The sequence below is a fragment of the Saccharopolyspora gregorii genome (assembly GCF_024734405.1).
GTDB classification, from domain to species: domain Bacteria; phylum Actinomycetota; class Actinomycetes; order Mycobacteriales; family Pseudonocardiaceae; genus Saccharopolyspora_C; species Saccharopolyspora_C gregorii.
In genome coordinates this window covers 4,345,504-4,369,840 of record NZ_CP059556.1, presented here as the reverse complement: position 1 = coordinate 4,369,840, position 24,337 = coordinate 4,345,504, and the positions used below count along the sequence as shown (strand labels likewise).

General features: G+C 72.2%; 23 protein-coding genes and 1 pseudogene. 5 read left to right on the top strand and 19 right to left on the bottom strand.

Annotated elements, in window-relative coordinates; translation table 11 throughout:
* The first annotated feature begins 2 nt into the window (after positions 1 to 2).
* The gene (locus H1226_RS18935; protein WP_258341914.1) at positions 3 to 887 is read left to right on the top strand and encodes a beta/alpha barrel domain-containing protein; all 885 of its coding nucleotides are present in this window, start codon (positions 3 to 5) and stop codon (positions 885 to 887) included.
* Between the two features lie 55 nt (positions 888 to 942).
* On the opposite strand, the gene H1226_RS18930 is transcribed toward H1226_RS18935, so the two are convergent.
* The 14 genes and pseudogenes from H1226_RS18930 to H1226_RS18865 all read right to left on the bottom strand — a co-directional run bounded on the left by H1226_RS18930 (position 943) and on the right by H1226_RS18865 (position 12,279).
* A complete protein-coding gene (locus H1226_RS18930; protein WP_258341913.1) occupies positions 943 to 1,395 on the bottom strand; it encodes a MaoC family dehydratase in 453 nt (150 codons plus the stop codon).
* 23 nt (positions 1,396 to 1,418) lie between these two features.
* On the bottom strand, positions 1,419 to 2,519 hold the full coding sequence (locus H1226_RS18925; RefSeq protein WP_258341912.1) for an acyl-CoA dehydrogenase family protein: 1,101 nt from the start codon (positions 2,517 to 2,519) through the stop codon (positions 1,419 to 1,421).
* On the bottom strand, positions 2,516 to 3,694 hold the full coding sequence (locus H1226_RS18920) for an acyl-CoA dehydrogenase family protein (RefSeq protein ID WP_258341911.1): 1,179 nt from the start codon (positions 3,692 to 3,694) through the stop codon (positions 2,516 to 2,518). The genes H1226_RS18925 and H1226_RS18920 overlap by 4 nt, the downstream gene beginning before the upstream one ends.
* A gap of 88 nt (positions 3,695 to 3,782) precedes the next feature.
* On the bottom strand, positions 3,783 to 4,535 hold the full coding sequence (fabG, locus tag H1226_RS18915) for a 3-oxoacyl-ACP reductase FabG (RefSeq protein WP_258341910.1): 753 nt from the start codon (positions 4,533 to 4,535) through the stop codon (positions 3,783 to 3,785).
* 35 nt (positions 4,536 to 4,570) lie between these two features.
* The gene (locus tag H1226_RS18910; RefSeq protein ID WP_258341909.1) at positions 4,571 to 5,779 is read right to left on the bottom strand and encodes an acyl-CoA dehydrogenase family protein; all 1,209 of its coding nucleotides are present in this window, start codon (positions 5,777 to 5,779) and stop codon (positions 4,571 to 4,573) included.
* A 1-nt stretch (position 5,780) separates the two neighbouring features.
* A complete protein-coding gene (locus H1226_RS18905) occupies positions 5,781 to 6,809 on the bottom strand; it encodes a phosphotransferase family protein (RefSeq protein ID WP_258341908.1) in 1,029 nt (342 codons plus the stop codon).
* Positions 6,806 to 7,465: an HAD family hydrolase gene (locus H1226_RS18900; RefSeq protein WP_258341907.1), complete on the bottom strand. Its 660-nt coding sequence runs from the start codon at positions 7,463 to 7,465 to the stop codon at positions 6,806 to 6,808. Before H1226_RS18900 ends, H1226_RS18905 begins: the two co-directional genes overlap by 4 nt.
* A 252-nt stretch (positions 7,466 to 7,717) precedes the next feature.
* A complete protein-coding gene (locus H1226_RS18895; RefSeq protein ID WP_258341906.1) occupies positions 7,718 to 8,611 on the bottom strand; it encodes a TIGR03619 family F420-dependent LLM class oxidoreductase in 894 nt (297 codons plus the stop codon).
* A 28-nt stretch (positions 8,612 to 8,639) separates the two neighbouring features.
* Positions 8,640 to 9,326 (bottom strand): HNH endonuclease family protein, encoded by a 687-nt coding sequence (locus H1226_RS18890; protein WP_224956526.1) that lies wholly within the window; start codon positions 9,324 to 9,326, stop codon positions 8,640 to 8,642.
* Positions 9,327 to 9,407: 81 nt separating this feature from the next.
* Positions 9,408 to 9,926, bottom strand: coding sequence for a DinB family protein (locus H1226_RS18885; protein WP_258341905.1), 519 nt, complete (start codon positions 9,924 to 9,926; stop codon positions 9,408 to 9,410).
* A gap of 180 nt (positions 9,927 to 10,106) precedes the next feature.
* The gene (locus tag H1226_RS18880; RefSeq protein WP_258341904.1) at positions 10,107 to 10,397 is read right to left on the bottom strand and encodes a siderophore-interacting protein; all 291 of its coding nucleotides are present in this window, start codon (positions 10,395 to 10,397) and stop codon (positions 10,107 to 10,109) included.
* A 175-nt stretch (positions 10,398 to 10,572) separates the two neighbouring features.
* Positions 10,573 to 10,866 (bottom strand): annotated as a pseudogene (locus tag H1226_RS18875) (siderophore-interacting protein); the annotation flags it as partial.
* Between the two features lie 53 nt (positions 10,867 to 10,919).
* On the bottom strand, positions 10,920 to 11,828 hold the full coding sequence (locus tag H1226_RS18870) for a PDR/VanB family oxidoreductase (protein ID WP_258341903.1): 909 nt from the start codon (positions 11,826 to 11,828) through the stop codon (positions 10,920 to 10,922).
* Positions 11,829 to 12,075: 247 nt separating this feature from the next.
* Positions 12,076 to 12,279 carry a Rossmann-fold NAD(P)-binding domain-containing protein gene (locus H1226_RS18865; protein ID WP_258341902.1) on the bottom strand — a complete coding sequence of 68 codons (204 nt, stop codon included), beginning with the start codon at positions 12,277 to 12,279 and terminating at the stop codon, positions 12,076 to 12,078.
* A gap of 101 nt (positions 12,280 to 12,380) precedes the next feature.
* On the opposite strand from H1226_RS18865, the gene H1226_RS18860 reads away from it, so the two are divergent.
* On the top strand, positions 12,381 to 13,076 hold the full coding sequence (locus H1226_RS18860; RefSeq protein ID WP_373689964.1) for a helix-turn-helix transcriptional regulator: 696 nt from the start codon (positions 12,381 to 12,383) through the stop codon (positions 13,074 to 13,076).
* A 45-nt stretch (positions 13,077 to 13,121) separates the two neighbouring features.
* Here H1226_RS18860 and H1226_RS18855 read toward each other — a convergent pair whose 3' ends face one another.
* From H1226_RS18855 to H1226_RS18840, 4 genes are all read right to left on the bottom strand, one after another.
* Positions 13,122 to 13,901: an MBL fold metallo-hydrolase gene (locus H1226_RS18855; RefSeq protein WP_258341901.1), complete on the bottom strand. Its 780-nt coding sequence runs from the start codon at positions 13,899 to 13,901 to the stop codon at positions 13,122 to 13,124.
* A gap of 403 nt (positions 13,902 to 14,304) precedes the next feature.
* Positions 14,305 to 15,855: a GMC family oxidoreductase gene (locus tag H1226_RS18850; RefSeq protein WP_258341900.1), complete on the bottom strand. Its 1,551-nt coding sequence runs from the start codon at positions 15,853 to 15,855 to the stop codon at positions 14,305 to 14,307.
* Positions 15,856 to 15,875: 20 nt separating this feature from the next.
* Positions 15,876 to 17,417, bottom strand: a complete 1,542-nt coding sequence (locus tag H1226_RS18845) for an APC family permease (RefSeq protein ID WP_258341899.1) — start codon at positions 17,415 to 17,417, stop codon at positions 15,876 to 15,878.
* A 109-nt stretch (positions 17,418 to 17,526) separates the two neighbouring features.
* Positions 17,527 to 19,017, bottom strand: a complete 1,491-nt coding sequence (locus tag H1226_RS18840; protein ID WP_258341898.1) for an aldehyde dehydrogenase family protein — start codon at positions 19,015 to 19,017, stop codon at positions 17,527 to 17,529.
* A gap of 285 nt (positions 19,018 to 19,302) precedes the next feature.
* Between H1226_RS18840 and H1226_RS18835 the strand changes: the two genes are divergently transcribed.
* The 3 genes from H1226_RS18835 (at position 19,303) to H1226_RS18825 (ending at position 22,674) form a co-directional block, all read left to right on the top strand.
* Positions 19,303 to 19,872, top strand: a complete 570-nt coding sequence (locus H1226_RS18835) for a TetR/AcrR family transcriptional regulator (protein WP_258341897.1) — start codon at positions 19,303 to 19,305, stop codon at positions 19,870 to 19,872.
* A 327-nt stretch (positions 19,873 to 20,199) separates the two neighbouring features.
* Positions 20,200 to 21,162 (top strand): coiled-coil domain-containing protein, encoded by a 963-nt coding sequence (locus H1226_RS18830; RefSeq protein ID WP_258341896.1) that lies wholly within the window; start codon positions 20,200 to 20,202, stop codon positions 21,160 to 21,162.
* A gap of 126 nt (positions 21,163 to 21,288) precedes the next feature.
* Positions 21,289 to 22,674, top strand: a complete 1,386-nt coding sequence (locus H1226_RS18825; protein ID WP_258341895.1) for a S28 family serine protease — start codon at positions 21,289 to 21,291, stop codon at positions 22,672 to 22,674.
* Between the two features lie 376 nt (positions 22,675 to 23,050).
* Here H1226_RS18825 and H1226_RS18820 read toward each other — a convergent pair whose 3' ends face one another.
* Positions 23,051 to 24,178: an acyltransferase family protein gene (locus H1226_RS18820; protein ID WP_258341894.1), complete on the bottom strand. Its 1,128-nt coding sequence runs from the start codon at positions 24,176 to 24,178 to the stop codon at positions 23,051 to 23,053.
* Positions 24,179 to 24,337 lie beyond the last annotated feature (159 nt).

Here is a 24,337-nt window from a genome sequence, read left to right as displayed (position 1 = left end):
CGATGCAGCAGGCGGGTGTCCCGGCCCGGATCGAGGTCGTCGAGGTGGGCCCGAGCGACGGGTTGCGGCACGAGCGGACCGCGATCGCCGCCCCGGACCGCGTCGAACTCGTCGAACGCGCCCTCGCCGCCGGACTGCGCCGCATCGAGGTCGCGGCGTTCGACGCGGACTCCCGCGAACCGGAGCGGGTGCTCGCGGCGCTGCCCCGGCGGGGCGGGGTGCGCTACCTGGCGCTGGTGCTCGACGGAACCGGGCTCGACCGGGCCGCGGCGGCCGGGGTGGACGAGGTGAACGTGGTGGTCGCCGCCACCGACGGCTTCGCCGACCGGGAGCGGGGGAGCAGCACCGGGCAGGACCTGGCGCGGTGGGCCGATCTCGCCGCCCGCGCGCACCGCGGCGGCCCGCGTCCGGTCGCCACCATCGCCGTCGCGTTCGGCTGCCCGGTGGAAGGCGAGGTGTCCGCGGAGCACGTGGCGGAGGTGGCGCGCCGGATCGCCGACGCCGGGCCCGCCGAGATCGTCCTCGCCGACACCGCGGGAGCGGGAGTGCCCACGCAGGTGGTGCGGCTGCTGGAGCGCGTCCGCGAGGAGGCACCGGGCGTGCCGGTGCGCTGCCACTTCCACAACACCCGCAACACCGGCTACGCGAACGCCGCCACCGCCTTCCTGGAAGGGGTGGCGGCGCTCGACGCGAGCATCGGCGGGATCGGCGGTTCCGCGACCAGGCCCGGGTTCGGCGGCACGATCGCCACCGAGGACCTGGCCTACCTGCTGACGGGAATGGGAGTCCACACCGGACTCGACGCCGACGAGCTCGCCGCCACCGGCACCTGGCTCGGCGAACGGCTGCACCGCGAAGTCCCCGCCATGCTGGGGAGAGCTCGTTGATTCGTTACTTCGGACACGACCCGCGGCGCAGGTTCGGAGGACCGATGCCCCGGGATCAGAACAGGACGCGGGTGAGGCCCTGGGCGACGCAGGCCGGCTTCTCCGCGCCGTCGATCTCCACCGTGGACTCGACGGTGAGCTGCACGCCGCCGTCGATCTCGGTGACCTCGACGAGCCGGGTCCGCGACCGCACCCGCGCCCCGACCCGCACCGGGTTCGGGAACCGCACCTTGTTCAGCCCGTAGTTGATGCCCATCTTCACGTTCTCGAACCGGTAGGTCTGCGCGTTGAGCGCGGACAGCAGGCTCAGCGTGAGGAAGCCGTGCGCGATGGTGCCGCCGAAGGGCCCCTGCTGCGCACGGTCGGTGTCGACGTGGATCCACTGGTGGTCCAGGGTCGCGTCGGCGAACCCGTCCACCTGCTCCTGGGTGATGGTGAGCCAGTCGCTGGTGCCCAGCTCGGACCCGGTGGCCGCGCGGACTTCATCGGCGCTGGTGAACACGCGCATGGTCGCTCCTGTTCGAGGGGTTGTCAGGCGGGGAGGCCGGCGAGTTCCGCGATCCTGGCGCGGTGGCGGTCCGCGGTGCCGAAGGTGAGCTGGGCGCTCTTGGCCCGGCCCAGGTAGAGGTGCACGGGGTGTTCCCAGGTCATGCCGATGCCGCCGTGCAGCTGCAGGGATTCCTCGGCGGCGAGCACCGCCAGGTCCGAGCAGTACGCCTGCGCGAGCGCGACGGACAGCTCGGTCTCGCCGTCCGGTTCCTCGCGGGTCAGCGCGTCGGCGGCGGCCCGCGAGGTGGCGCGCGCGGTGCTCACCCCGGACCACAGGTCGGCGAGCCGGTGCTTGACGGCCTGGAACGACCCGATGGCGCGGCCGAACTGGTGCCGGGTCCGCACGTAGTCCACAGTGGAATCGAGGCAGTGCTGGGCGAGGCCGACCTGCTCGGCGGCGAGCACCCCGGCCGCGGTGAGCAACGCCCGGCGCAGCACCGGTTCCGCGTCCGCGGCGATCAGCTCGCCGCTCGCTCCGGACAGCTCCAGGGTGCCGAACCGGCGCGTCAGGTCCAGCGGCGTCACGGGATTCCGCACGACACCGGGGTCAGCGGTGTCGACCAGGTGCAGTCCGGTGCCGTCCGGGCCGGTGGCGGGCACCAGCACCAGATCGGCGACCTCCAGGTCGACCACCGCGGTCACCGAGCCGGTCAGCTTCCCGCCCTCGGCGCGCACCCCGGACGGGAGCGGCGCGGACGGTGCCGTGGTGAGCCCGACCGCGACCGTCGCCACTCGCTCGCCGGCGGCGATGCCCGGAATCGGTTCGGTCGCCTCCGCCGCCTGAAGCGCGGCCGTGGCCAGCACGGTGCCCAGGAACGGCACCGGCGCCACCGCCCGGCCGAGCTCCTCGGCGACCACCGCCAGCTCGCGGACCCCGGCGCCCGAACCGCCGGACTCCTCCGGCACCGCCAGCGCGGCCACCCCGAGCTCCCCGGCCAGCGTCCGCCACAGCGCCAGGTCGTAGGGCTCGCCGGACTCGCAGCGGGCGAGCACCGAGCCGATCTCGCAGCGGTCCCGCAGCACCCGGCGCACCGCCGCGCGCAGGTCCTCCTCGACCTCGGTGTAGAGCAGGTCGGCGCTCATCGCGGCAGCTCCTTCCACGGCACGTCCTTGTCCGTGCGGATCTCCGGCGGCAACCCGAGGACCCGTTCGGCGATCACGTTGCGCAGTACCTCCGAGGTGCCGCCCTCGATGGAATTGCCCTTCGCCCGCAGGTACCGGTAGCCGGGGCCGCGGCCGGTGAAGTCGACGTTCTCCGGGCGGCGCAACGTCCAGTCGTCGTAGGCGAGGCCTTCCTCGCCGAGCAGTTCCACCTCGAAACCGGAGATCTCCTGGTTCAGCCGGGAGAAGGCCAGCTTCACCGCCGAACCCTCCGGGCCAGGAGTGCCGAGCGCCAGCTGCTGGCGCAGCCGCTGCCCGGTGAGCCGGGTCGCCTCCGCCTCCACCCACAGCCGCAGCAGCCGGTCGTGCGCGCCGGGAGTCCGCGCCTCCGGGTGCGCGCGCCACTGCTCGGCCAGCACGCCGATCATGCCGGACTCGCGGCCCGCGCTGCCGCCGCCGATGGCGACCCGCTCGTTCATCAGGGTGCCCATCGCGACCTGCCAGCCCTGGCCGACCTCGCCGAGCCGCTGCGAATCGGGGATGCGCACCCCGTTCAGGAACACCTCGTTGAACTCGGCCTCACCGGTGATCTGGCGCAGCGGCCGCACGTCCACGTTCGGATCGGTCATGTCGCACACGAAGTACGTCAGGCCCTTGTGCTTCGGCGCGTCCGGATCGCTGCGGGCCACCAGGATCGCCCACTGCGCGCGGTGCGCGAACGACGTCCACACCTTCTGGCCCTCGACGATCCAGTCGTCACTGTCGCGCACCGCCCGGGTCGCCAGCGCCGCCAGGTCCGAACCCGCGCCGGGCTCGCTGAACAGCTGGCACCACACCTCCTCGCCCGTCCACAGGGGACGGAGGTAGCGGGCGCGCTGCTCGTCGGTGCCGAAGCGCAGGATCGTCGGCGCCGCCATGCCGAGCCCGATCCCGTTGCGCGACGGGGCGTTGTCCGGTGCGCCGGCGGCGGCGAACTCGGCGTCCACCACCGGTTGCAGCGCCCGCGGCGCGTCCCGGCCGCCGAGGCCCACCGGGTAGTTCACCCACGCGAGCCCGGCGTCGAACCGGGCGCGCAGGAACTCCAGCCGGTCACCGCCGGGATCGTGCTCGGCGAGGAAATCCCGCACCGCGGTGCGCAATTCGTCCGCATCGGTCATCGCAGCACTCCTCCTGCCCTCGGAAACCTGAGAAAGCGAACCCCCCGACGAGCGGGTGGACGCCCTGCGAGGCGCCCACCCCGGAACCTCAGTCGCGCGGCCCGCCCGCCACGTAGAGGACCTGGCCGGAGACGAAACCGGACCGTTCGTCCAGGAAGAACGACGCCGCGTTCGCGATGTCGTCCGGCTCGCCCGCCCGGCCGACGGGGATGGTGGACACGGCCGCCTTCGAGAAGTCCTCGAAGCTCGCGCCGACCCGCTCCGCCGTCGCCTTCGTCATGTCGGTGGCGATGAACCCGGGTGCGATCGCGTTCGCGGTGACGCCGAACTTGCCGAGCTCGATGGCCAGCGTCTTCGTCAGACCCTGCAACCCGGCCTTCGCCGTCGAGTAGTTCGCCTGCCCGCGGTTGCCCAGCGCGGACGTGCTGGAGAGGTTCACGATGCGGCCCCACCCGGCCTCCACCATGTGCTTCTGCACGGCCCGGCTCATCAGGAACGCGCCGCGCAGGTGCACCGACATCACCGTGTCCCAGTCCGAATCGGACATCTTGAACAGCAGGTTGTCCCGCAGCACGCCCGCGTTGTTCACCAGCGCCGTCGGGGCGCCGAGCTCGGCGGCGACCCGGTCCACGGCGGCCGCGACCTGGTCGGCGTCGCTGACGTCCGCGCCCACCGCCAGCGCCTTCCCGCCCGCCGATTCGATCGCCGAGACCGTGTCGGCGCAGGCCTGCTCGTCGAGGTCGATCACCGCGACGGCGAATCCGTCCCGGGCGAGCCGCTTCGCGGTGGCCGCGCCGATTCCGCGGGCGGCGCCGGTGACGATCGCGGTTTTGTTCGACATGGGTGGTTCCCTCACTTCGTCGTCGGGGGAGTTCTTCAGCGGTACTGCTTGAGCTCGCGGCGGGCCAGCGAACGGCGGTGCACCTCGTCCGGACCGTCCACGATGTGCAGCGTGCGGGCGTGCGCGTACAGCGAGGCCAGCGGCGTGTCCTGGCTGACCCCGGCCGCACCGTGCGCCTGGATGGCGCGGTCGATGATGGACGTGACCATCTGCGGGACCGCGACCTTGATCGCCTGGATCTCGGTGTGCGCGCCCCGGTTGCCGACGGTGTCCATCAGCCACGCCGTCTTCAACGTCAGCAACCGGTTGGTCTCGATCGCGATGCGCGCGTCGGCGATCCACTGCTGCACCACGCCCTGGTCGGCGATCGGGCCGCCGAACGCGGAGCGGGCCAGCGCGCGCCGGCACATCAGCTCCAGCGCGCGTTCGGCCATGCCGATGGCGCGCATGCAGTGGTGGATGCGGCCGGGGCCGAGCCGGGCCTGCGCGATGGCGAAGCCCTCGCCTTCCCCGGAGATGATGTTCTCGGCCGGGACCCGCACGTCGTCGAACACGATCTCGGCGTGCCCGCCGTGGTCGCCGTCGTGGTAGCCGAACACGTGCATGCCGCGTTCGATCCGCACGCCCGGCGTGTCCACCGGCACCAGGATCTGGCTCTGCTGCCGGTGCCGTTCGGCGTCCGGATCGGACTTGCCCATCACGATGAGGATCTTGCAGCGCGGGCTCATCGCCCCCGACGACCACCACTTGCGGCCGTTGATCACGTAGTGGTCGCCGTCGCGCACGATGCGGGTGCCGATGTTCGTGGCGTCCGAGGAGGCCACGTCCGGTTCGGTCATGCAGAACGCGGAGCGGATCTCGCCGTCCAGCAGCGGCCGCAACCAGCGCTCCCGCTGGGCGTCGGTGCCGAACTCGGCCAGCACCTCCATGTTGCCGGTGTCCGGCGCCGAGCAGTTGAACACCTCCGGCGCCAGGTGCGGGCTGCGGCCCATGATCTCGGCGAGCGGCGCGTACTGCAGGTTCGTCAGCCCCGCGCCGTGCTCCCCGGGCAGGAACAGGTTCCACAGGCCCGCTTCCTTGGCCTTCGCCTTCAGGTCCTCGATGATCGGCGCGTGCGCCCACGGGTCGCCCGCGGCGGCCAGCTGCTCGTGCAGCACCGGCTCGGACGGGTAGATGTGCTCGTCCACGAACTCCGCGAGCCTGCCGCGGTACTCCTCGGTGCGGGCGTCGTAGCCGAACTCCATGTCATGCCTCCTCGTCGAGAGCGGACAGGCCCTGGGCGACCAGGTGCGGGACGAGCGCCCCGATGTGCTCGAAGCCGTCCCCGACGGTCTGCCCGCGGGTGAAGCGGTAGTGGATGCCTTCGCTGATCACCGCGAGCTTGAAGAAGCCGAACGCCCGGTACCACTCGACGTCGGACAGGTCGGTGCCGCTGCGCTCGGCGTAGCGCTGCCACAGCTCGCGGATCGGCGGGAACCCGTACTCCGGGCCGATGCCCTTCGCGATCGGGTTCTGCTGCACGCCGTCCAGCCCCTCCCAGTACACCGCCAGCAACCCGAGGTCGGTGAGCGGATCGCCGAGCGTGGCCATCTCCCAGTCCAGCACCGCGCCGATCTCCAGCGAGTCGCCGACCAGCACGTTGTCCAGCCGGTAGTCGCCGTGCACGATGCCGGTGCGCCGGGTGGCCGGGACGCGGGCGCCGAGCAGTTCGGCGAGCCGCTCGATGCCGTCGAGATCCCGGCTGCGGGAGGCGGCGAGCTGCTTGCTCCAGCGCCGCACCTGCCGCTCCAGGAACCCCTCGGGGCGGCCGAAGTCGCCCAGCCCCACCTGTTCCGGGTCCAGCGAGTGCAGGTCGGCGAGCACGTCGACCAGCCGCATCGACAGCTCGTGCCGCTGCTCGGTGCCGAGCCGCTCGGTCAGCTCGGGGGAGCGGTACACGGTGCCGTCCACGTGCTCCATCACGTAGAACGGGGCGCCGAGCACGTCCTCGTCCTGGCACATCAGGTAGGTGCGCGGCACCGGCACCGCGGTGTCCGCCAGCGCCGACATCACCCGGTGCTCGCGGCCCATGTCGTGCGCGGTCGCCAGCACGTGGCCCAGCGGCGGCCGGCGCACCACCCAGCGCCGCGCGCCGTCACCGACGACGTAGGTGAGGTTGGACCGGCCGCCCTGCACCAGTTCGCCGGTCAGCGGCCCGGTGACCAGGCCGGGCAGCTCCCGGTCCAGGTGCTCGCGCAGCCGGGTCAGGTCGAGTCCGGGCAGGTCGTCGCTCATGTCTCCTCCGCGGTGTCGGGTCCCAGCCGTGGCAGCAGCCCGCGGAGCTCGGCGCGGGTCTTGGCGGCGTCGGTGTGCAGCACCGCGCGCAGGCCGAGCTGCTCGGCGGCCTCGACGTTCGGTGCGCCGTCGTCGACGAGCACGGCCTCCTGCGGGCGCAGGCCGAGCCGGTCCAGGACGAGCTCGTAGATCCGGGGGTCCGGTTTGCGCAGGCCCACCTCGCTGGAGATGACGGCCAGCTCGAACATCCCCTCCAAGCTCTCCCACGGGTAGTTGTTGCCCCAGCTGTTCGACAGCATCGCCGTGCGCACCCCGGCGGCGCGCAGGTCGGCGACCAGCCGGTGCATCGCCTCGTCCGGGCGCATGTGCGAGAACATCCGCGCCATCAGGCCGTCCGGCACGACGGGTTCGTCGTCCACGGTGCGCAGCCGGGACGCCAGCAGCCGGTCGAACTCGGCGCCGGAGAGCTCGCCCGTCTCCAGCCGGTGGATCGGCGTGCCTGCGGGGGCGCTGCGGGACAGCCATTCCTTCAACGCGGCGGAGAACGTCTCCGGCTTGATCCGCTCGGCGCGGGTCCAGGCATCGATCGCGTCCCGGCCCCGCGTGGTGAGGACCCCGCCGTAGTCGAAGATCACCGCTTGGATCGAGGAGGCCATGCACCGGACCGTACCGACTAGCCGGTATGCCCGCTAGAACTTTTTTCGGGGGGATCGTGGTCGGCCTGCTCTGCGGTGCGGGTGGCGGAACCTCAGCGGCCTTCTCGCTGCGGGATCGATTTCACCGGTGGCTCCGCCACAGGAGAAATCGCTGTCCTCGCGAGAAGACCGCTGAGAACCCGCGGCGGTGCCGGTTGATCGGGTGGTCGCTGCTCAGCGGCTTCGCCGCTGACAGGCGGGGCGCCGGGCTGGTCAGGTGGGGAAGGCGGTGCGGAGGCGGGCCGCGTGGTCGAGGAATTCGGGGAGGGTGTCGCAGGTGGTGAACTGCAGGTCGACGAAGGCGTCCTCCACGCCCAGCTCGGCGACCGCGTGCAGGTGCTCGGCGATGTGCTCCACCGAGCCCTGCGCGGGGCGGTCCCCCGGCGGGCCGAACTCGGCGTTGACCCGCAGCACCGTGCGCACCGGTTCCAGCCCGGCCTCCCGCGGGTGCTCCCGCAGCGCGGCGAGCTGGCGGCGCAGCGCGTCCAGCGGCAGGGCGATCGCCAGCCACCCGTCCGCGCGGCGGGCGATGCGCCGCAGCGCCGCCTCCGAACCGCCGCCGAGGTACACCGGCACCTTCCGCGTCGGTTTCGGCTGGAACTCGCCGGGGCTGATCGTCCAGAACCGGCCGCGGTGCCGCACCGGATCGGGTCCCCACAGCGCGGCGAGCACGTCGAGGGTCTCGTCCAGCCGGGCGCCGCGCTCCGCCCACGGCACCCCGGCCGCCAGGTACTCGTCCTTGGACCAGCTCAGCCCGAGACCGGCGATGAGCCGTCCCGAGCTGAGCAGGTCCAGGCCGGTGAGGGCGCGGGCCAGCGCGATCGGCGGGTGCAGCGGCGCGCTGAGCGTGCTGGTGCCCAGCAGCGGCGACCTCGTCACCTGCGCCGCGATGCTCAACGTCAGCAGCGGGTCGAGCGCGGCCCGCATCTGCGGCGGCAACGTGCCGTCCCCGCCGGGGTAGGGCGTGAGCAGCCGGTGCGGGGCGTGCACCCGTTCCCCGGCCCACAGGCTCTCGTAGCCCATCGCCTCCGCCTCCGCGGCCACGGTGCGCACGTGGTCGGGGTGGGCGAACGCGCCGAACTGCGGTAGTCCCAGGCCCAGGCGCATCTTCGCGCTCCTCTCCGCGGCAGGCGGATCAGCCGCAGGTCGCCAGCATCTGTTCCAGCGCCGACTTCTCCTCCGCGGTGACCGACAGCCCGTATCCGTGCTTCACGGTGACCCAGTCGGTGGCGTACTCGCACCACGCGGCCTCCACCGGCTTCCACTTCGACGGGTCCTTGTCGCCCTTCGACCGGTTGGAGCTCTTGTCGGCGGCGACGAGCTGCGGCAGGTCCATGTCGTTGGCGAACTGCTCGCGGCGCTCGGCGGTCCACTCGTTCGCCCCGCTGCGCCAGGCGTTGGCCAGCGGAACCATGTGGTCGATGTCCACGTCGGAGTCGTCGGCCACGGTCTCCCCGCTGTAGGTGCTGACCCAGCTGCCGGACGTCGCCTCGCAGGAGTTGTCCACCTGCACGTCCGTGCCGTCGCGGACCAGCACCGCTTCGCGGGTGTTGCAGTTCTTCCCCGCTTCGGGCGCGGGGATCCAGTGCTCGAAGCTCTTGCGCGAGTAGCCGTCCATCGAACCGGCGGGCTTCACCTGGAGGTCCGCGAGCTGCTCGGACGCCGCACCCGCCGATGCGGTGGACGGCGCCCCGGAATCGGTGGCGAGCACCTTGTCCAGCGCACCGGACTCGAACACCAACCAGCCCAGTCCGATGATCAGTGCGGACACCACGGTGATCCACACCGGGGTCCGCTGCTTCTTCTGTTGTCCTGTCGACATGCTCGCTCCGGCTCCGATGTTGCTGTGCGCAGCCCATTCGATCACGGAGCGCCATCGGGCAGTACCGCCGTGCGCGGGAGATCACGCGGCGGACCGGTACAGGTCGCGCAGCAGGGCGATCTCGCCGCCGTGGTGGAACAGCTCCCGGTTCAGGTGCAGGACCAGCGTCAGGTAGGTCCGGTCGGCGTGCGGGCCTTCCGCGGGCCCCACCGGTCGCGTCCAGCGCTCGGCGGGCATCGAGCCGATCCCGTCCCGCCACAGCCCGTGCTGCCGGTCCAGGTGGGCGAGCGCCACCGCGGCGGAACCCGGGTAGTCGTGGTGGTCGATCCGGTACGAGCCGTCGCCGAAGTGGTTCGAGACGCGCATCGCGAACACGTGGTCGGCGACGTGGCACAACCGCCAGGCGATCGTCGTGAACGGCGGCGGGTCGGGCGCGGGGAAGGCGAAGTCGAACTCCCAGCCGCGCCCGGTCCGGCGCACCGACCAGCACTCCGGCACCGGCTCGCGGAAGTACTCCTCGTCGGTGAGCCCGTCCAGCCGGGGCCGCCACTGCTCCCAGTAGAGGTCCAGCTGGTCCAGCGCCTCGTCGCGGAAGTCCATGCGCGGCAGCGTAATCGCCACCCGGAACCCGAACCCGCCCACCGATCCGCATCGTCGGCTCGGCAGCGGCGAAGCCGCTGAGCAACGACCACGCCGCACGCACCAGGACCACCTGTCACCCCGCCCCGGAGCAGGAGGAGCCGGGGCAGGAGGGGCCGGAGCAGGAGGAGCCGGGGCACCTCAGCCCGGGCTGGAGCGGCCGTGGCGCCAGTAGCCGAAGAACGCGATGTCCTGCTTCGGCAGCCCGTGCTCCTGCACCAGGTGCCTGCGCAGCCCGGTGGCGAGCTTCGACTCGCCCGCCACCCACGCGTAGCCGCGGCCCGGCCCCGGCGACCACTCCTTCGCCGCGGCCAGCGCCAGCACCCCGGGCACGTCCCCGGAGCCGTCGCGGGCCAGCCAGCGCACCCGCGCGCCCGGGGGCGCGGTGACGTCGGAGCGGATGTCGGCGGTCTCGGGAACTTCCAGCACCACGTCGGCGCGCAGGTCGTTCGGGGGCGTGTTCGAGGACCGCGGGGACCGCGCTCTCGTCGCCGACGAGCAGCTGGTGCCGCGCGTCGTCCGGCGGCAGGTAGCCGACGCCGATGTCGAAGATCCCGGCCGGGTCGCCGGGCCGGGCGCGGCGGGCCCAGTCGGCGGCGGGCGCGTCGTCGTGCAGCGCGAACTCGACGTCGACCTCGCCGCGTTCGGGACGCCTGCGGCGGATCGTGTAGTTGCGCACCCACGGGCGGCGGCTCTTCGGCAGCAGGAGCAGTTCGGCCATCCACGCATTGCCGGAGAGGGTGGGCATCCGCAGGTGGTCCTGGCCCTCGCGCGGGAAGAACAGCCGGACCGCCTGGTCGTGACCGCCGTGGTCCAGGTGTTCCAGTTCGGGGCCGCCGAGGGTGAGGGTGGTGAAGTGCGGGGAGGTGGCGGTGTTCGCCAGCACCTCCACCGTGATCATCGTGCGGTGTTCGGGCGTGCGGATCTTGGGCAGCACGACTTCGTCCCTTCTGTTCAGAGATCCACGGAGAGGTGGTGGGACGACGCTCGGGACACGCAGGGGTACATCGTGCCGGGTGCGGCGCCGATGTCGTCGCGGTGTTCGGGCTCGCCGGCGAGGACGACGAGTTCGCAGCTGCCGCAGACCCCTTCGCGGCAGCCGCTCGGCACCGGGTGCCCGGCGTGGTGCAACGCGTCGAGCATCGACTCGTCGGCGGCGACCCGGACGCTGCCCCCGGAGCGGGCGCAGTGCACCTGGAACTCCGCGTTCGGGGCGAAGGTCCTGGTGGCGGGGCGGAAGCGTTCGACGTGCAGCCGGTCGGCGGGGAACGCGGCTTCGGCCGCGGTGAGCATCGCGTCGGGGCCGCAGCAGTACACCAGCGCGTCCGGACCGAGGTCGGCGGCCAGCGCGGCGAGGTCGGGCCGCCCGTCGGCCGCGGTGGAGACGATCCGGACCCGGTCGCCGTGCGCGGCGGCGAGCTCGGTGGCGAACGGCATGCTCGCGGTGCTGCGGCCCGCGTACACCAGCCGCGCGGTGGCCCCGGCGGCGAGCGCGGCGCGCAGCATCGGCGCGATCGGGGTGATGCCGATGCCGCCTGCCAGGAACAGGTACTCGGGGGCGGGCAGCAGCGGGAAGTTGTTGCGGGGCGGGGAGACCGCCACGGTGCGCCCTTCGCGCAGGAACAGGTGGACGTACTCCGAGCCGCCGCGGCTGAGCGGGTCGTGGCGCACCGCGATGCGGTAGCGGCCGCGGTCGGCCGGGTCGCCGCACAGCGAGTACTGCCGGGTCAGCAGGTTCGGCAGCGCCAGGTCCACGTGCGCGCCCGGGGTCCAGGGGGCGAGCGGTCCGTCCGCACCGCGCAGCACGAGGGAGACGACGTCGTCGGCGACCCGCTCCACGCGGTCGAGGATGGGGTGCTGCACGGATGGACCACCTTGCCGAGTGCGGTTCGCAGCGCGCCTTCGCGACGCCGGTGTCCTACGTACGTGCAGGTCACAGCTCGATTATGAGCAATTGTTCGCTTCGGGCGCTACTCGCTTTCCGGCCGCCGGACCTGAGGTGCCGCAGTGGGCGGCGAACGGCGCTCCGGGCCGCGCGAACAGCCGCGCGGCATCCCGTCCGAGCTCGCCCGGACCCGGGATCCCGCGACGGCTGCTCGCGTTTCGCCCGTCACCAGGGGAGCGAGCCGTGCACGTCGAAGTAGCCGCCGGTGGGACCGTGCTGGTCGAGCTGCGCCATCCGCACGATGATCTCGGCGCCCTCCTCGACGGTCTGCGTGCCGCGGTGGTCGTTCAGGTCGGTCGCGGTGAAGCCCGGTTCGACGCTGTTGATCCGCATGTGCGGGAACGCCTTGGCGTACTGCACGGTGATCATGTTGACCGCGGACTTCGACGCCGGGTAGGCGAGGCCCGGGTACCCGTGCGTCGGCGTCGGGACTGCGCCGCGAAGAGCTGGCGCTGCTGGCCGGGATCTCGGTGGACTACGTGACCCGCCTCGAACAGGGCCGGGCGCGCAACCCGTCGGAGCAGGTCGTGGAGGCGCTGGGCCGGGCGTTGCGGCTGTCCGGGCCGGAGCGCGAGCACCTGTTCCAGGTCGCCGGTCTCGTACCGCCGGGACGCGACGTGGTCCCCGCCCGGATCCCGCCCGGCGTGCAGCGGATGCTGGACCGGCTGGCGGGGACTCCGGTCGCGGTGTTCGACGCCGCGTGGACGATGCTGCTGGCGAATCCGCTGTACGCGGCGTTGATGGGGGATCCGTCGGGGTGGCGCGGCCACGAGCGCAACGCGGTGTGGCGCAACCTGGTGGGCCCGGGCGGCCGGGTCCGCCACACCCCGCGGGCTCGCCGCGAGTTCGAGGCCGCGCTGGTCGCCGACCTGCGCACCACGGCGGGCAGGTACCCGGCGGACCCGCGGTTGCGCGACCTGATCGCGCAGCTGCACCGGCGCAGCGACCGGTTCGCCGAGCTCTGGGATTCCGGCGCGGTGGCCGAGCACGACGCCTCCCGCAAGACCGTCGACCACCCGTGCGTCGGTCCGATCACGCTGGACTGCGACGTGCTCGGCGTCGCGGGCGCCGACCTGCGCATCATGGTCTACACGGCTGATCCCGGCACGGAGGACGCCGACCGGCTCGCACTGCTGGCGGTACTCGGCACCCAGACCGTGTCCTAGCGGCGCCGCGGGTGAGCGGGCACGGGTTCCCGGCCGCCGGACCGGTCAGGACCGCAGCCGCGCGAAGATCTCCGGGTCGTGGGCGCAGATCAGGTCCACGTCGGGTTCGGCGCCCGCGTGCAGTTCGGCGAGGCGGGCGTGGTTCGCCCGCACCTGGCGGAGGTCGTGCGCCACCGAGGTCTCCAGCAGCCGCAGCGCGATCGGCACCGGCGCGCTCCGGTCCAGGGTGCCGCGGTGGTAGAACGCGTCCCCGGCGTGCAGCACCCACCGATCGCCCGCCTGCACCGCGACCGCCGCGTGCCCGCGGGTGTGGCCGGGCAGCGCGATCAGCACGAGGCCGGGCGCGATGCCGGTGAGCTCCTGCGCGGCTGGGAAGCCGCGCCAGGATTCGCCGCCGGTGCCGTGCTCCACCAGCCGCGGGCCGTGCGCCCACTGCACGGCCCGGAACCGCAGCCGCTCCTTGCGGGACGGCGAGTGCAGCGCGCCCGCCGCCTCCGCCGCGGTCAGGTGCACCCGGGCGTGCGGGAAGTCGGTGAGCCCGCCCGCGTGGTCCATGTCGAAGTGGGTGAGCACCACGTGCCGCACGTCCTCGCGGCGGAAGCCGAGCCGTTCCACCTGGTGCGCGGCGGTCTCCTCGGCGCGCAGCGCGGGCCGCACCACGTGCCGGAACGCGCCCAGCCGCCGCGCCGGGTCGGCGATGTCGGCGAGCCCGAACCCGGTGTCCACCAGCACCAGACCCGCCTCGGTCTCCACCAGCAGCACGTGGCAGACCAGCGGCGCTCCGGGCAGGTTCAGAGTGCCGCAGTTGAGGTGGTGCACTCGCACTGAGGTTTCTCCTTGAGCACTCGTTTTGCGGGGTGGTGGGGTGGCGGAACCTCAGCTGCTTCCTCGCTGCGGGATCGTTTTCACAGGTGGCTCCGCCACATGAGAAAACGCTGTCCTCGCGAGGAAGCAGCTGAGAACCCGCGGGTGGTCGGGCTGCGTGCGTGGTCTCCGCTCAGCGGCTTCGCCGCTGACAGGAAAGGGCCACGATCCGTCCGTGAGGCTCGGCCGCGGGTCGTCGGGTGATCAACAACCTACCGCTCGGCGAGGTCGGTCGGGTGTGGCGGTCCGTCGTGGCCGGGGTGCCGGGACCGCTTCTTCGCGGCGGACCTGACCGCGGGGTGAAGCGCGAACGGTCCCTCCGGGACGGGGGACCGGAGGGACCGTTCGCGTGCGGGAGGCGCGGTTACGCGTTGTCCTCCTTGAGCATGTCCGAGCACTTCTCCCCGATGGCCATCGTGGTGATGTTCGGGTTCACCGCCACCAGGAACGGCATCGCCGAGGCGTCCGCGACCCGCAGGCCCTCGACGCCCTTGACTCGCAGCCGCGCGTCCAGCGGCTTGCTCGGGTCGTCGTCGGCGCCCATCGGCACCGAGGCCGCCGGGTGGTAGACGGTGTTGTGCGTCTTGCGGATGTAGTCGGCGATCTCGTCGTCGGTGCGCACGTCCGGCCCGGGGTGCAGCTCGGCACCGGCCCAGCCCGCCATCGCCTGCTGCGAGACGATCGTGCGGGCGAGCTTGATGCCCTCGGTCATCACCCGGATGTCGTGCTCGTCGGTGAAGTACCGCGGGTCGACGCGCGGCTTGTCCCGGAAGTCCCGGGTGCGCAGCCGCACCGTGCCGATGGAACGGCTGCGGGTGACGTTCGGCGTCAGGCAGAAGCCGTTCTCCGTCGTCGGGTAGCCCTGCCGCGCGGTGTGCATGTCGAACGGCACCGAGCCGTAGTGGAACATCAGGTCCGGCCGGTCCAGGCCCGGTTCGGTGGTGGTGAAGATGCCGATCTCCCACCACTGCGTCGATTCCGTCGGCATCGGCTGCTTCGCGTCCCAGCCGATGACGCCCTCCGGGTGGTCCTGGAGGTTGGAGCCGACGCCGGGGGAGTCGACCAGCACGTCCACCCCGACCTCGCGCAGGTGCTCGGCCGGGCCGATGCCGGAGAGCATCAGCAGCTTCGGGGTGTCGATCGCGCCGGTGGACAGCACCACCTCGCGCCGCGCCCGCACCGTGCGGGTGTGGATCAGGTCCGGGTCGAGGTAGGCGACGCCGGTGGCGCGCTTGCCGTCGAACACGACCTTCTTGGCGCGCACCTCGGTGCGCACCTCCAGGTTCGGGCGCTTGCCGATGATCGGGTGCAGGTAGGACACCGACGACGAGGAGCGGGTGCCGTCCTCGCGGGCGTTGATCTGGAACCAGTTCGCGCCGTGGGTGACGGTCTTGCCCGAGTTGAACTCGGTGATCGGGATGCCCGCCTGCTCGCAGGCCTGCAGCAACGCCGCCCCGGACGGATCCTTCGGCGGCACGCTGCGGATCGTCACCGGTCCGCTCCGGCCGTGGTGGTCCCCGGGCCCGTCGTTGGTCTCCAGCCGCTTGTACAGCGGGAAGACGTCCTTCGCGCCCCAGCCGGTGGCGCCCAGCGACTCCCACTCGTCGAGGTCCTCGGCCGGTGCCCAGAACGCGATGCACGAGTTGTGCGAGGAGCAGCCGCCGAGCACCCGGGCGCGGGCGTGGCGCATGTAGGAGTTGCCCTGCTCCTGCGGCTCCACCAGGTAGTCCCAGTCGTAGCCGGATTCCAGCAGCGCCATCCAGCGGTCCAGCTCCAGGATCGCCTTGTCGCCCACGTCGGACGGCCCGGCTTCCAGCAGGCACACCGTGGTGTCCGGGTCCTCGGACAGGCGCGCGGCGACCGCTGCTCCGGCGCTGCCGCCTCCGACGACCACGTAGTCGAATTCCTCGGTCATGCTCACAGCTCCGTTTCCGCTCAGGACAAGGCCGGTTTCGGGTCGGGGTCTTCGTCGGCGGCGGCCGCCGCGTGGTCGGCGAGCACGCCGATGCGGTGCCGCTGGACGAACCAGTAGTAGGCGAAGCCGCCGGCGGCGGCGATGCCGACGAACAGCACCGAGCTCCACTGCAGGTACCAGTGGAACGGCGGTTCGGCGTTGTAGACCTCGTTGCGCGGCCAGGCCAGGTTGATCGTCATGCCGGTGCCCCACAGCACGGCCGCGATGTTCACCGGCAGGCCCCAGCGGCCCAGCGAGAACCGCCCCTCCTGCTTCGCCGAGGACCACCGGCCGCGCAGCCGCGCCACCAGCATCGGGACCGTCACCAGCAGGTACGAGATGTAGATCAGGATGATCGCCAGGCTGGTCACCGCGGAGAAGATCTGCGGCTGCCCGATGTTGACCACCAGCAGCGCCACCGCGATCACGCCGATCACGATCGCGGGCACCACCGGCGTCTGGAACCGGGGGCTGACCCGCGCCAGCTTGGACCCGCCGGGCAGCGCGTTGTCCCTGGCCATCGCGAACGCGATGCGGATCGCCGCGGTGTGCACCGCCAGCACGCACACCGTGATCGCCACGAACACCACCAGCAGGAACAACCGGCCCACCAGCGGCCCGAGCGCGTCGGTGAGCACGAACTGGAGCCCGTCCTCGGTGAGCTGCGGCGCGGTCAGGTCGCGGGCGGCCATCAGCGCCAGCAGGATGATCAGCCCGCCGAGCACGAACGACGCGATCAGCGACCGCAGGATCGCCTTCGGCGCGTTGCGGTGCGGGTCGATGGACTCCTCGCCGAGCGAGGAGGCGGTGTCGAAGCCGTACATGACGTACGAGGACGCGATCGCCGCGACCAGGAACGCGCCCAGGTAGCCGCTGCCGCCGTAGGCCGCGCCGGTGCCCTGGGTGTCGAGCACGACGTCCGGCCCGCGGGTGGCGAACACCGCCAGCACCAGGATGAGCACCACCGCGGCGATCAGCTCGATCGCCACGCCCGCGCTGTTGATCCGGGCCATCAGCTTCACGCCGAACGCGTTGATCAGCGTGGTGAACACGATCAGCGCGGTCGCCAGCAGCACGCCGTTGGCGGCCTGGCTGGTGCCGGTGCCGTCGCCGACGACCTGGAAGGCGCCCCAGATCTGCGGCAGCGTGTGCTGGTAGGCCAGCGCGGTCGCCGCGATCGAGACGATGGAGGCCAGCAGCATCATCCAGCCCGCCAGCCAGGCGACGTGCTTGCCGCCGAGCCGCTTCGACCAGTTGTAGATCGAACCGGCGATGGGGTAGTGCGAAGCCAGCTCCGCGAAGCTCAACGCCACCATCAGCTGCCCGAGGAACACCATCGGCCAGGACCACCAGTAGGCGGGGCCGCCGAAGGACAGGCCGAAGTACGACAGCTGGAAGGTGCCGGTCAGCACCGAGATGTAGCTGATTCCCGCGGCGAACGTGTGGAACGAACCGAGGGATCTCTTCAGTTTGTTGGTGTAGCCGAACTCGCTGAGTTCGGCGTCACCGGAGGGCGCGCTCATGCCCGAACTCCTTTCCCGCGCCCGCCCCCGCCGCAGCGGCGGGGGAGGACAGCGGGTGGTTGTTTGCGCAGATCAAGTAGGACGTGACGACGTGTCCTGGCCCGCCCGGTCAGCGGCCGTCGAACCACCGCGGCGGGGTCGGGCGCAGGTTCTGGTGGATGTGCTTGGCCTCCTGGTACTCGCCCAGCCCGGCGCGGCCGAGTTCGCGGCCCACGCCGGATTGCTTGAACCCGCCCCATTCGGCCTGGGGCAGGTACGGGTGGAAGTCGTTGATCCACACGGTGCCGTGGCGGAGCCGGTGCGCGACGCGCTGCGCCTTGCTCACGTCGGAGCTGAACACCGCCCCGGCCAGGCCGTAGTGGGTGTCGTTGGCGATGCGCACCGCGTCGTCCTCGTCGGTGAACCGCTCCACGGTCAGCACCGGGCCGAAGGACTCCTCGACGACGGCGTAGGAGCCCTGCCGCACCTCGTCCAGCACGGTCGGCAGGTAGTAGTGCCCGTCGCGGTACTGCTCGCCCTCGGGGCGGCGACCGCCGGTGCGCAGCACGGCGCCCTCCTCGACGGCCTTCGCGACGTAGGCCGACACCTTCTCCAGGTGCGCGGCGGAGATCAGCGGCCCGGTCTCGGCGTCGGCGTCGAACGGTCCGCCGAGGCGGATCCGCTCGGCGCGGCGCACCACCTCGTCGACGAACCGGTCGTGGATCTCGTCCTGCACGATCAGCCGCGCCCCGGCGGAGCAGACCTGCCCGGAGTGCAGGAACACCGCCATCAGGGCGTAGTCGACGGCGGTGTCGAAGTCGGCGTCGGCGAACACCACGTTGGGGTTCTTGCCGCCGAGTTCGAGGGCGACCTTCTTCACCGTGGCAGCCGCCGCGGCGGCGACCTTGCGGCCGGTGTGCAGGCCGCCGGTGAACGACACCAGGTCGATGTCGGGGTGCTCGGACAGCACCGAGCCGACCTCGGCGCCGGTGCCCAGCACCAGGTTGCCGACGCCTGCGGGCAACCCGGCCTCGGTGAGCGCCCGCATCAGCAGGACCGCGGTGCTGGGGGTCAGCTCGCTGGGCTTGAGCACGAAGGTGTCGCCCGCGGCGATGGCGGGAGCCACCTTCCACGCGACCTGCAGCAACGGGTAGTTCCAGGGCGTGATCATGCCGCAGACGCCGACGGGTTCGTAGCGCACGCGGCTGAACGAGTCGGGCGAACCGGTGTCGATGACGCTGCCGCCGTCGGTGCCGGCGATCTTGCCGAAGTACCGGAAGCAGGCGGCGATGTCGTCCATGTCGTATTCGCTCTCCACCAGCCGCTTGCCGGTGTCGCCGGATTCGGCGCGGGCGAACTCGTCCTTGTCGCGGACCAGGATGTCGGCGACCCGCAGCAGCAGGTCACCGCGCTCCCAGGCGGAGGTGTCCGGCCAGGCACCGTCGTCGAAGGCGCGGCGGGCGGCCCGCACGGCGCGTTCGGTGTCGCCGCGGTCGCCCTCGGACACGGTGGTCACGAGGGTGCCGTCGGCGGGGCTGCGGATCTCGCGGACCCCGCCCGCGGCGGCGGGCTGCCAGGTTCCGTCGATGAACAGCGTGTTCGGTCCTTCGGTGTTCGACATGGGTGTCCCTGCTGTTCCTTCGTCCGTACGGGTCTCGACTGCGGCGCGTGGTCGCGCGGGCCGCCGGTTCGGGGCGGCGGGAGCCGGGGTGCGTCGCTCTCGGCCGGTACTCGGCGGACCGGCTGCGTTGCCGGGGGACACTAGCACCGGGTGTGTACATCTGTACATCATCGTGGGTTCCCGTCCGCCGGATCGCGCGTTCTCCGGCCCGATGACCAGTGCCGACACCAGCGGGGTGACCTGGCCCGCAACGTCCCGCGAACCGCGCATGGCAGGCTGGGGCCCATGTCGACGACGGAGTCCGCGCCGCGCCGCAAAGATCCGGCCAGGCGGGAGCGCATCGCCCGCGCGGCGATCACCGTCGTCGCCGAGCGCGGCATCGAGAAGCTCACCCACCGCGCCGTCGCCGCCGCCGCCGAGGTGCCGCTGGGCTCCACCACCTACTACTTCCGCACCCTCGACGACCTGCTCGCCGAGGCGCTGCGGCAGTCCGCGCAGGACGACGTGGCCGAGCTGCGGGCCTGGGCCGACGCCATCGACGACGGCGCCGAGCTGGCCACCGCGCTCGGCGACCTGGTGCTGCGCTACCTCGGCCCGCACCGCACCCGCACCGTCGTGCAGCACGAGCTCTACATCGCCGCGCTGCACCGCCCGGCCCTCGCGCACGTGAGCACCGAATGGGACGCGGCGCTGGTCGAGCTGTTCACCTCCTATACCGATCCTGTTACCGGGAGGGCACTTTCGGCGGTATTCTGCGGGCTGCTGCTGCAGGGCATCGTCCGCGAGTCGGTGCCGAGTCGAGACGAAATCGAAACCACTTTTCGGCGAGTGCTGCTTCCCATCGGAAATCGCTGACACAGCAACGACTTCCGGCCCCGCCGCGCCGGGCTGTCCCGCGGTTTTCCCACCGGTATCGGAAATTCGATCAGTTGATCTTATGCGCGTTCCGGGTGAACAATGGAGCGCAGCGATCCGTTTTTCGCCAGCACCCGCCGGGTGACCGGACAGGGCAATGTCGTCCCAGCAGAGTCGTCGTGCTGATGTCCGGGTTTCCGCCGGTTCCCCCCGGCGGAGCACGTCCACGGGTGATCCACCGGCGTGGAACGGACATTGCCGCGTCGGGGCGTGGCTCGCTCCCAGCAGGACAACTGATGATCAACACATTCTCAGTGGGGTGAGACCGTGGGCTACCACAACGAAGATCGTGAACTGGTGCCGCTGAAGTCCGATTTCGACACCGTCTGGTACGGCTACCGCCGATCCCAGGTGCGCTTCTACATCCAGCAGACCGATGCCGAGGTGCGCATGCTCACCGAGGACCGGGACGCCGCGCTCAGCCAGGTCGACGACCTGTCGCAGCAGCTGGAACAGGCGCGATCCGAGATCGAGGCGCTGCGCGCCCAGTTCGACGAGGTCTGCAAGCAGCCCGTCGAAGAGGCCGGCCTGTCCGACCGGCTGCGCCGCATGGTGCGGCTGGCCCACGACGAGGCCGATGAGGTCGTCTCCTCCGCGCAGGCCGCCGCCGAGCACGAGTGGGCCCGCGCCGAGCAGTCCGCCGCCGAGCTGCGCGCCCGCTACGAGAACCTGGTCGCCGAAGCCGACCAGTGGCGCAGGCAGTCCGAGACGCAGCGCAACGAGGCGCTCGCCGAGACCCGCCGCGACATCCAGCGCATGGCCCGCGAAGCCGAAGCGCACCGGCGCAAGCTCGACCACGACGCCGAGGCGCGCCGCACCCAGGTGGAGAACGACTTCGAGATCTCCATGGCGGCCCGCCGCGACGAGGCCAACCGCGTCCAGGCCGAGCGCGAGCAGCGCAGCCGCGACGAGGCCCGCCGCCGCGTCCTGGAAGCCACCGCCGAAGCCGAACGCCGCATCCGCCGCGCCGACGAGCACTCCGACGCGATGCTGCGGATGCGCCAGGACCTGGCGAAGCGGGTCCGGGCCGCGCAGCAGATCATGGCCGACGCGGAACCCTTCCTCGGCGACGTCGAAGCGGGCGCGCTGACCGAGGACTCCGACGCCTACGCCGCGAGCGTGGTGCACGGCGGCCTGCTGGCGGACGACCCGGAGGTCGAGGTCCCGCGCCAGCGCGCCAAGCCGGCGCCCGCCGAGGCCGAAGCGGAATCCGCCGTCGTCAGCGGCTGATCCGGCAGCGCAACCGCCGGGTCCGGGTCCGCGCGACCCGGTCCCGGCGAGCGCGGGGCTACCGCACCGCCCCCCATCCCCACTAGGTTGGTCGCCGACGGTGATCAGCAGGGGGAGGGGGCGCGGATGCGGATCCGGGGCTGGCTGTCGGTGCTCGCGGCGGGATGCGTGCTGCTGGCGGGAACACCGATCGCGGCGGCGGAACCCGCCGCCGACGAGCTGCGCGACCGGCTGGAGGCGGTGCCCGGGCTGACCGTGCTCGGCGAACGGCCCACCGAACCCGGGTTCCGGCTGTTCGACCTCACCTACGCCCAGCCCGCCGACCACCGCGACCCGGCGGCCGGGGAGTTCCAGCAGCGCCTCACGCTGCTGCACCGCGACCTCGCGCGGCCCACGGTCCTCTACACCACCGGCTACAACCTGCCGGCGCAGGCGAGCCGCACGGAGCCGACCCGGCTGCTCGACGGCAACCAGGTGGCGATGGAGCACCGCTTCTTCACCCCGTCCCGCCCCGACCAGCCGGACTGGACGGACCTGAACATCTGGCAGGCCGCCACCGACGAGCACCGCGTCATCGAGGCGTTGCGCGCGGTCTACGCCGACCGCTGGGTCACCACCGGCGCCAGCAAGGGCGGCATGACCGCCGTCTACCACCGCCGGTTCTACCCGCAGGACGTGGACGCGACGATCGCGTACGTGGCGCCGAACGACGTCGTCAACGAGCACGACCGCTACGACGAGTTCCTCGCGAACGTCGGTGACGAGTCCTGCCGCGCCGCGCTGACGGCCGTGCAGCGGGACGCGCTGACCCGGCGCACCGAGCTGCGGGATCGGTACGCCGCCACCGCGGCCGCGGGAGGGTTCACCTTCGACCGCGTCATGGGTGACGTGGACCGGGCGCTGGAAGCCGTGGTCGTCGACGCGCCGTTCGCGTTCTGGCAGTACCGGGGACAGCAGGACTGCGCGCAGATCCCGGCGCCCGGCGCGAGCCTCGACGACCTGTGGGAGTTCTTCGGGGTGACCTCCGACTTCTTCTCCTACACCGACCAGGGCCTCGACCCGTACGTGCCGTACTACTACCAGGCGGGCACCCAGCTGGGCTGGCCCGACGTGTCCGACGAGCCGCTCGCCGACCTGCTGCACAACCGGTCGATAGGGGAGCCGCGCAACTTCGTCCCGCGCGAGATCGACATGCGGTTCCGGCCGGGCGCGATGGCCGACGTCGCCGCGTGGGTCGCGTCGCAGGGCTCCGAGCTGATGTTCGTCAACGGTGAGGCCGACCCGTGGAGCGCGGAACCGTTCCGGCTCGGGCCGGGCAGCCGCGACTCCTACAGCTACCTGGTTCCGGGCGGCAACCACGGGTCCAAGATCGAGGGCCTGCCCCCGCAGCAGCGCGCCGAGGCCGAGGCGACGGTCCGCCGCTGGGCGGGCGTCGACCAGCAGCCCGCGCAGGTCCGCACCGCGCTGGACCGCGCCGCGGACGTCCCCCGCACGCCGCCGATGCTGCCCTGACCCGTCGCACCGGCTGGACGGCCCACCGGCCCGGGCTCCACGGGTGGTGGGCCGTTCGGCTGCGCGGACGCGGTGCTCGCGGTCAGGTGGTGCTGCGGCGGGCCGGTCCTGGCTCCAGCGTGGGGAGTCGCCGTCAGGTGCCTGCCTCGCCGGGGCCGCCGGGAAGCCGGGGCCGCCGGGAAGCCGGGGGCCGCGGAGGAAGACGGGCGGGACCCGGCAGCGGGTGCGCGACGCGGGGACGGGCGAAGCGGCACCGGCCCTCGGCATCGCGACGCCGGGAGGGCCCGGAGAAGCCGGACGGAAGGCCCGGAGAAGCCGGAGGGAGTGCCGGAGAAGCCGGACGGAGGCGCCGCGCCGGGTGCGCGGCGCGCGATGCTCAGGCGGCGACCCCGGCCGAGCTGCGCCGCGCCGCGAGCCGGTCGTAGGTGGCCATCAGCCACTTGTGGGTCGGCCGCTCCACCAGCTTCGTCAACGCCCACCCCAGCAGCACCCCGTTCACCACGAACGCCAGCGTCTGCAAGGTCGGCCCCACCCCGAGGTCCTGCAACATCCGGGCCACCACGTAGCCCAAGGTCTGGTGCATCAGGAACACGCCGTAGGAGATGCCCGCGAACCACTGGATCGGCCGCCACGTCCACTTCGGCACCACGCGGTTCCAGTCCGGTCCGCGCGCGGTCAGCGCCACGGCCACCATGCCCACGCACACCGCCACCGTCGAGCCCCAGTCCGCGACCAGGCCCTCCGGGGTCTCGGCGTAGTTGTGCAGCGCCTGGCCGAGCATGCAGGCCGCCAGCAGCAGCGCGAAGTGCGGGGTGCGGATCCGCTTGGTCGACCACATCCAGATCGCCACGCCCACCACGAACAGGTGCCAGCGGTGCATGCCGAAGCCGTCCACCACCATCCGGTACCACTCCGGCGGCTGGGAGACGCGCAGCGGCCACTGCGCGGCGGGGATGAGCACCGCGGCCCACAGCACCGCGATCAGGCGGCGGCCGTGCCCGTACCGGCTCGCGTACAGCATCGCGGCGGCGCTGAAGCCCATCAGCTGCAGCGGCACCGTCCAGTGCGAGCCGTCGATGTAGAAGTACTCCGAGGGGTGCCAGTTCCACAGCATCAGCAGGTTCGCCGCCAGGTCCTCGCCGGTCGGCGCGAACCAGCCCTCGATCGGCAGCAGCCGCAACCCCAGGTAGATCAGCACGACGGCGGCCAGGAACGGCGGCAGCAACCGCGCGATCCGGCCCCACCAGTACCGCAGCAGGGTTCCGCGGCCGATCGTCACGCACGCGAAGTACGCGGAGATGACCAGCAGCAGGCTCGCCCCGACCTGGTACGGGAAGACGACCTTGCGCGGGATCAGCTCGGGATGCAGGAACACGCTCAGGAACGTCGCGTGGTACAGCATGACCAACCCGACGCAGCCGGCCCGCACGACATCCCAGCTGATCTTGCGGTTGCTCCGCGTGCCCGAGCGAGCTCGTGCGGGCGCAGTGGTTCCTTCAGGCACGGCGCCACGTTACCAATCGCGGTTTTGCCCGTTGTGACCCAACCGCAGGACAAGTGCCATCCGTTGGAGTGATCAGCGACATCCCGTGCGGAAGTTGACCTCCAGCGCGCCGGAGGTCCGCGACCGGCCGCACCCCGTCACCCGTCCCACGAGCGGGTG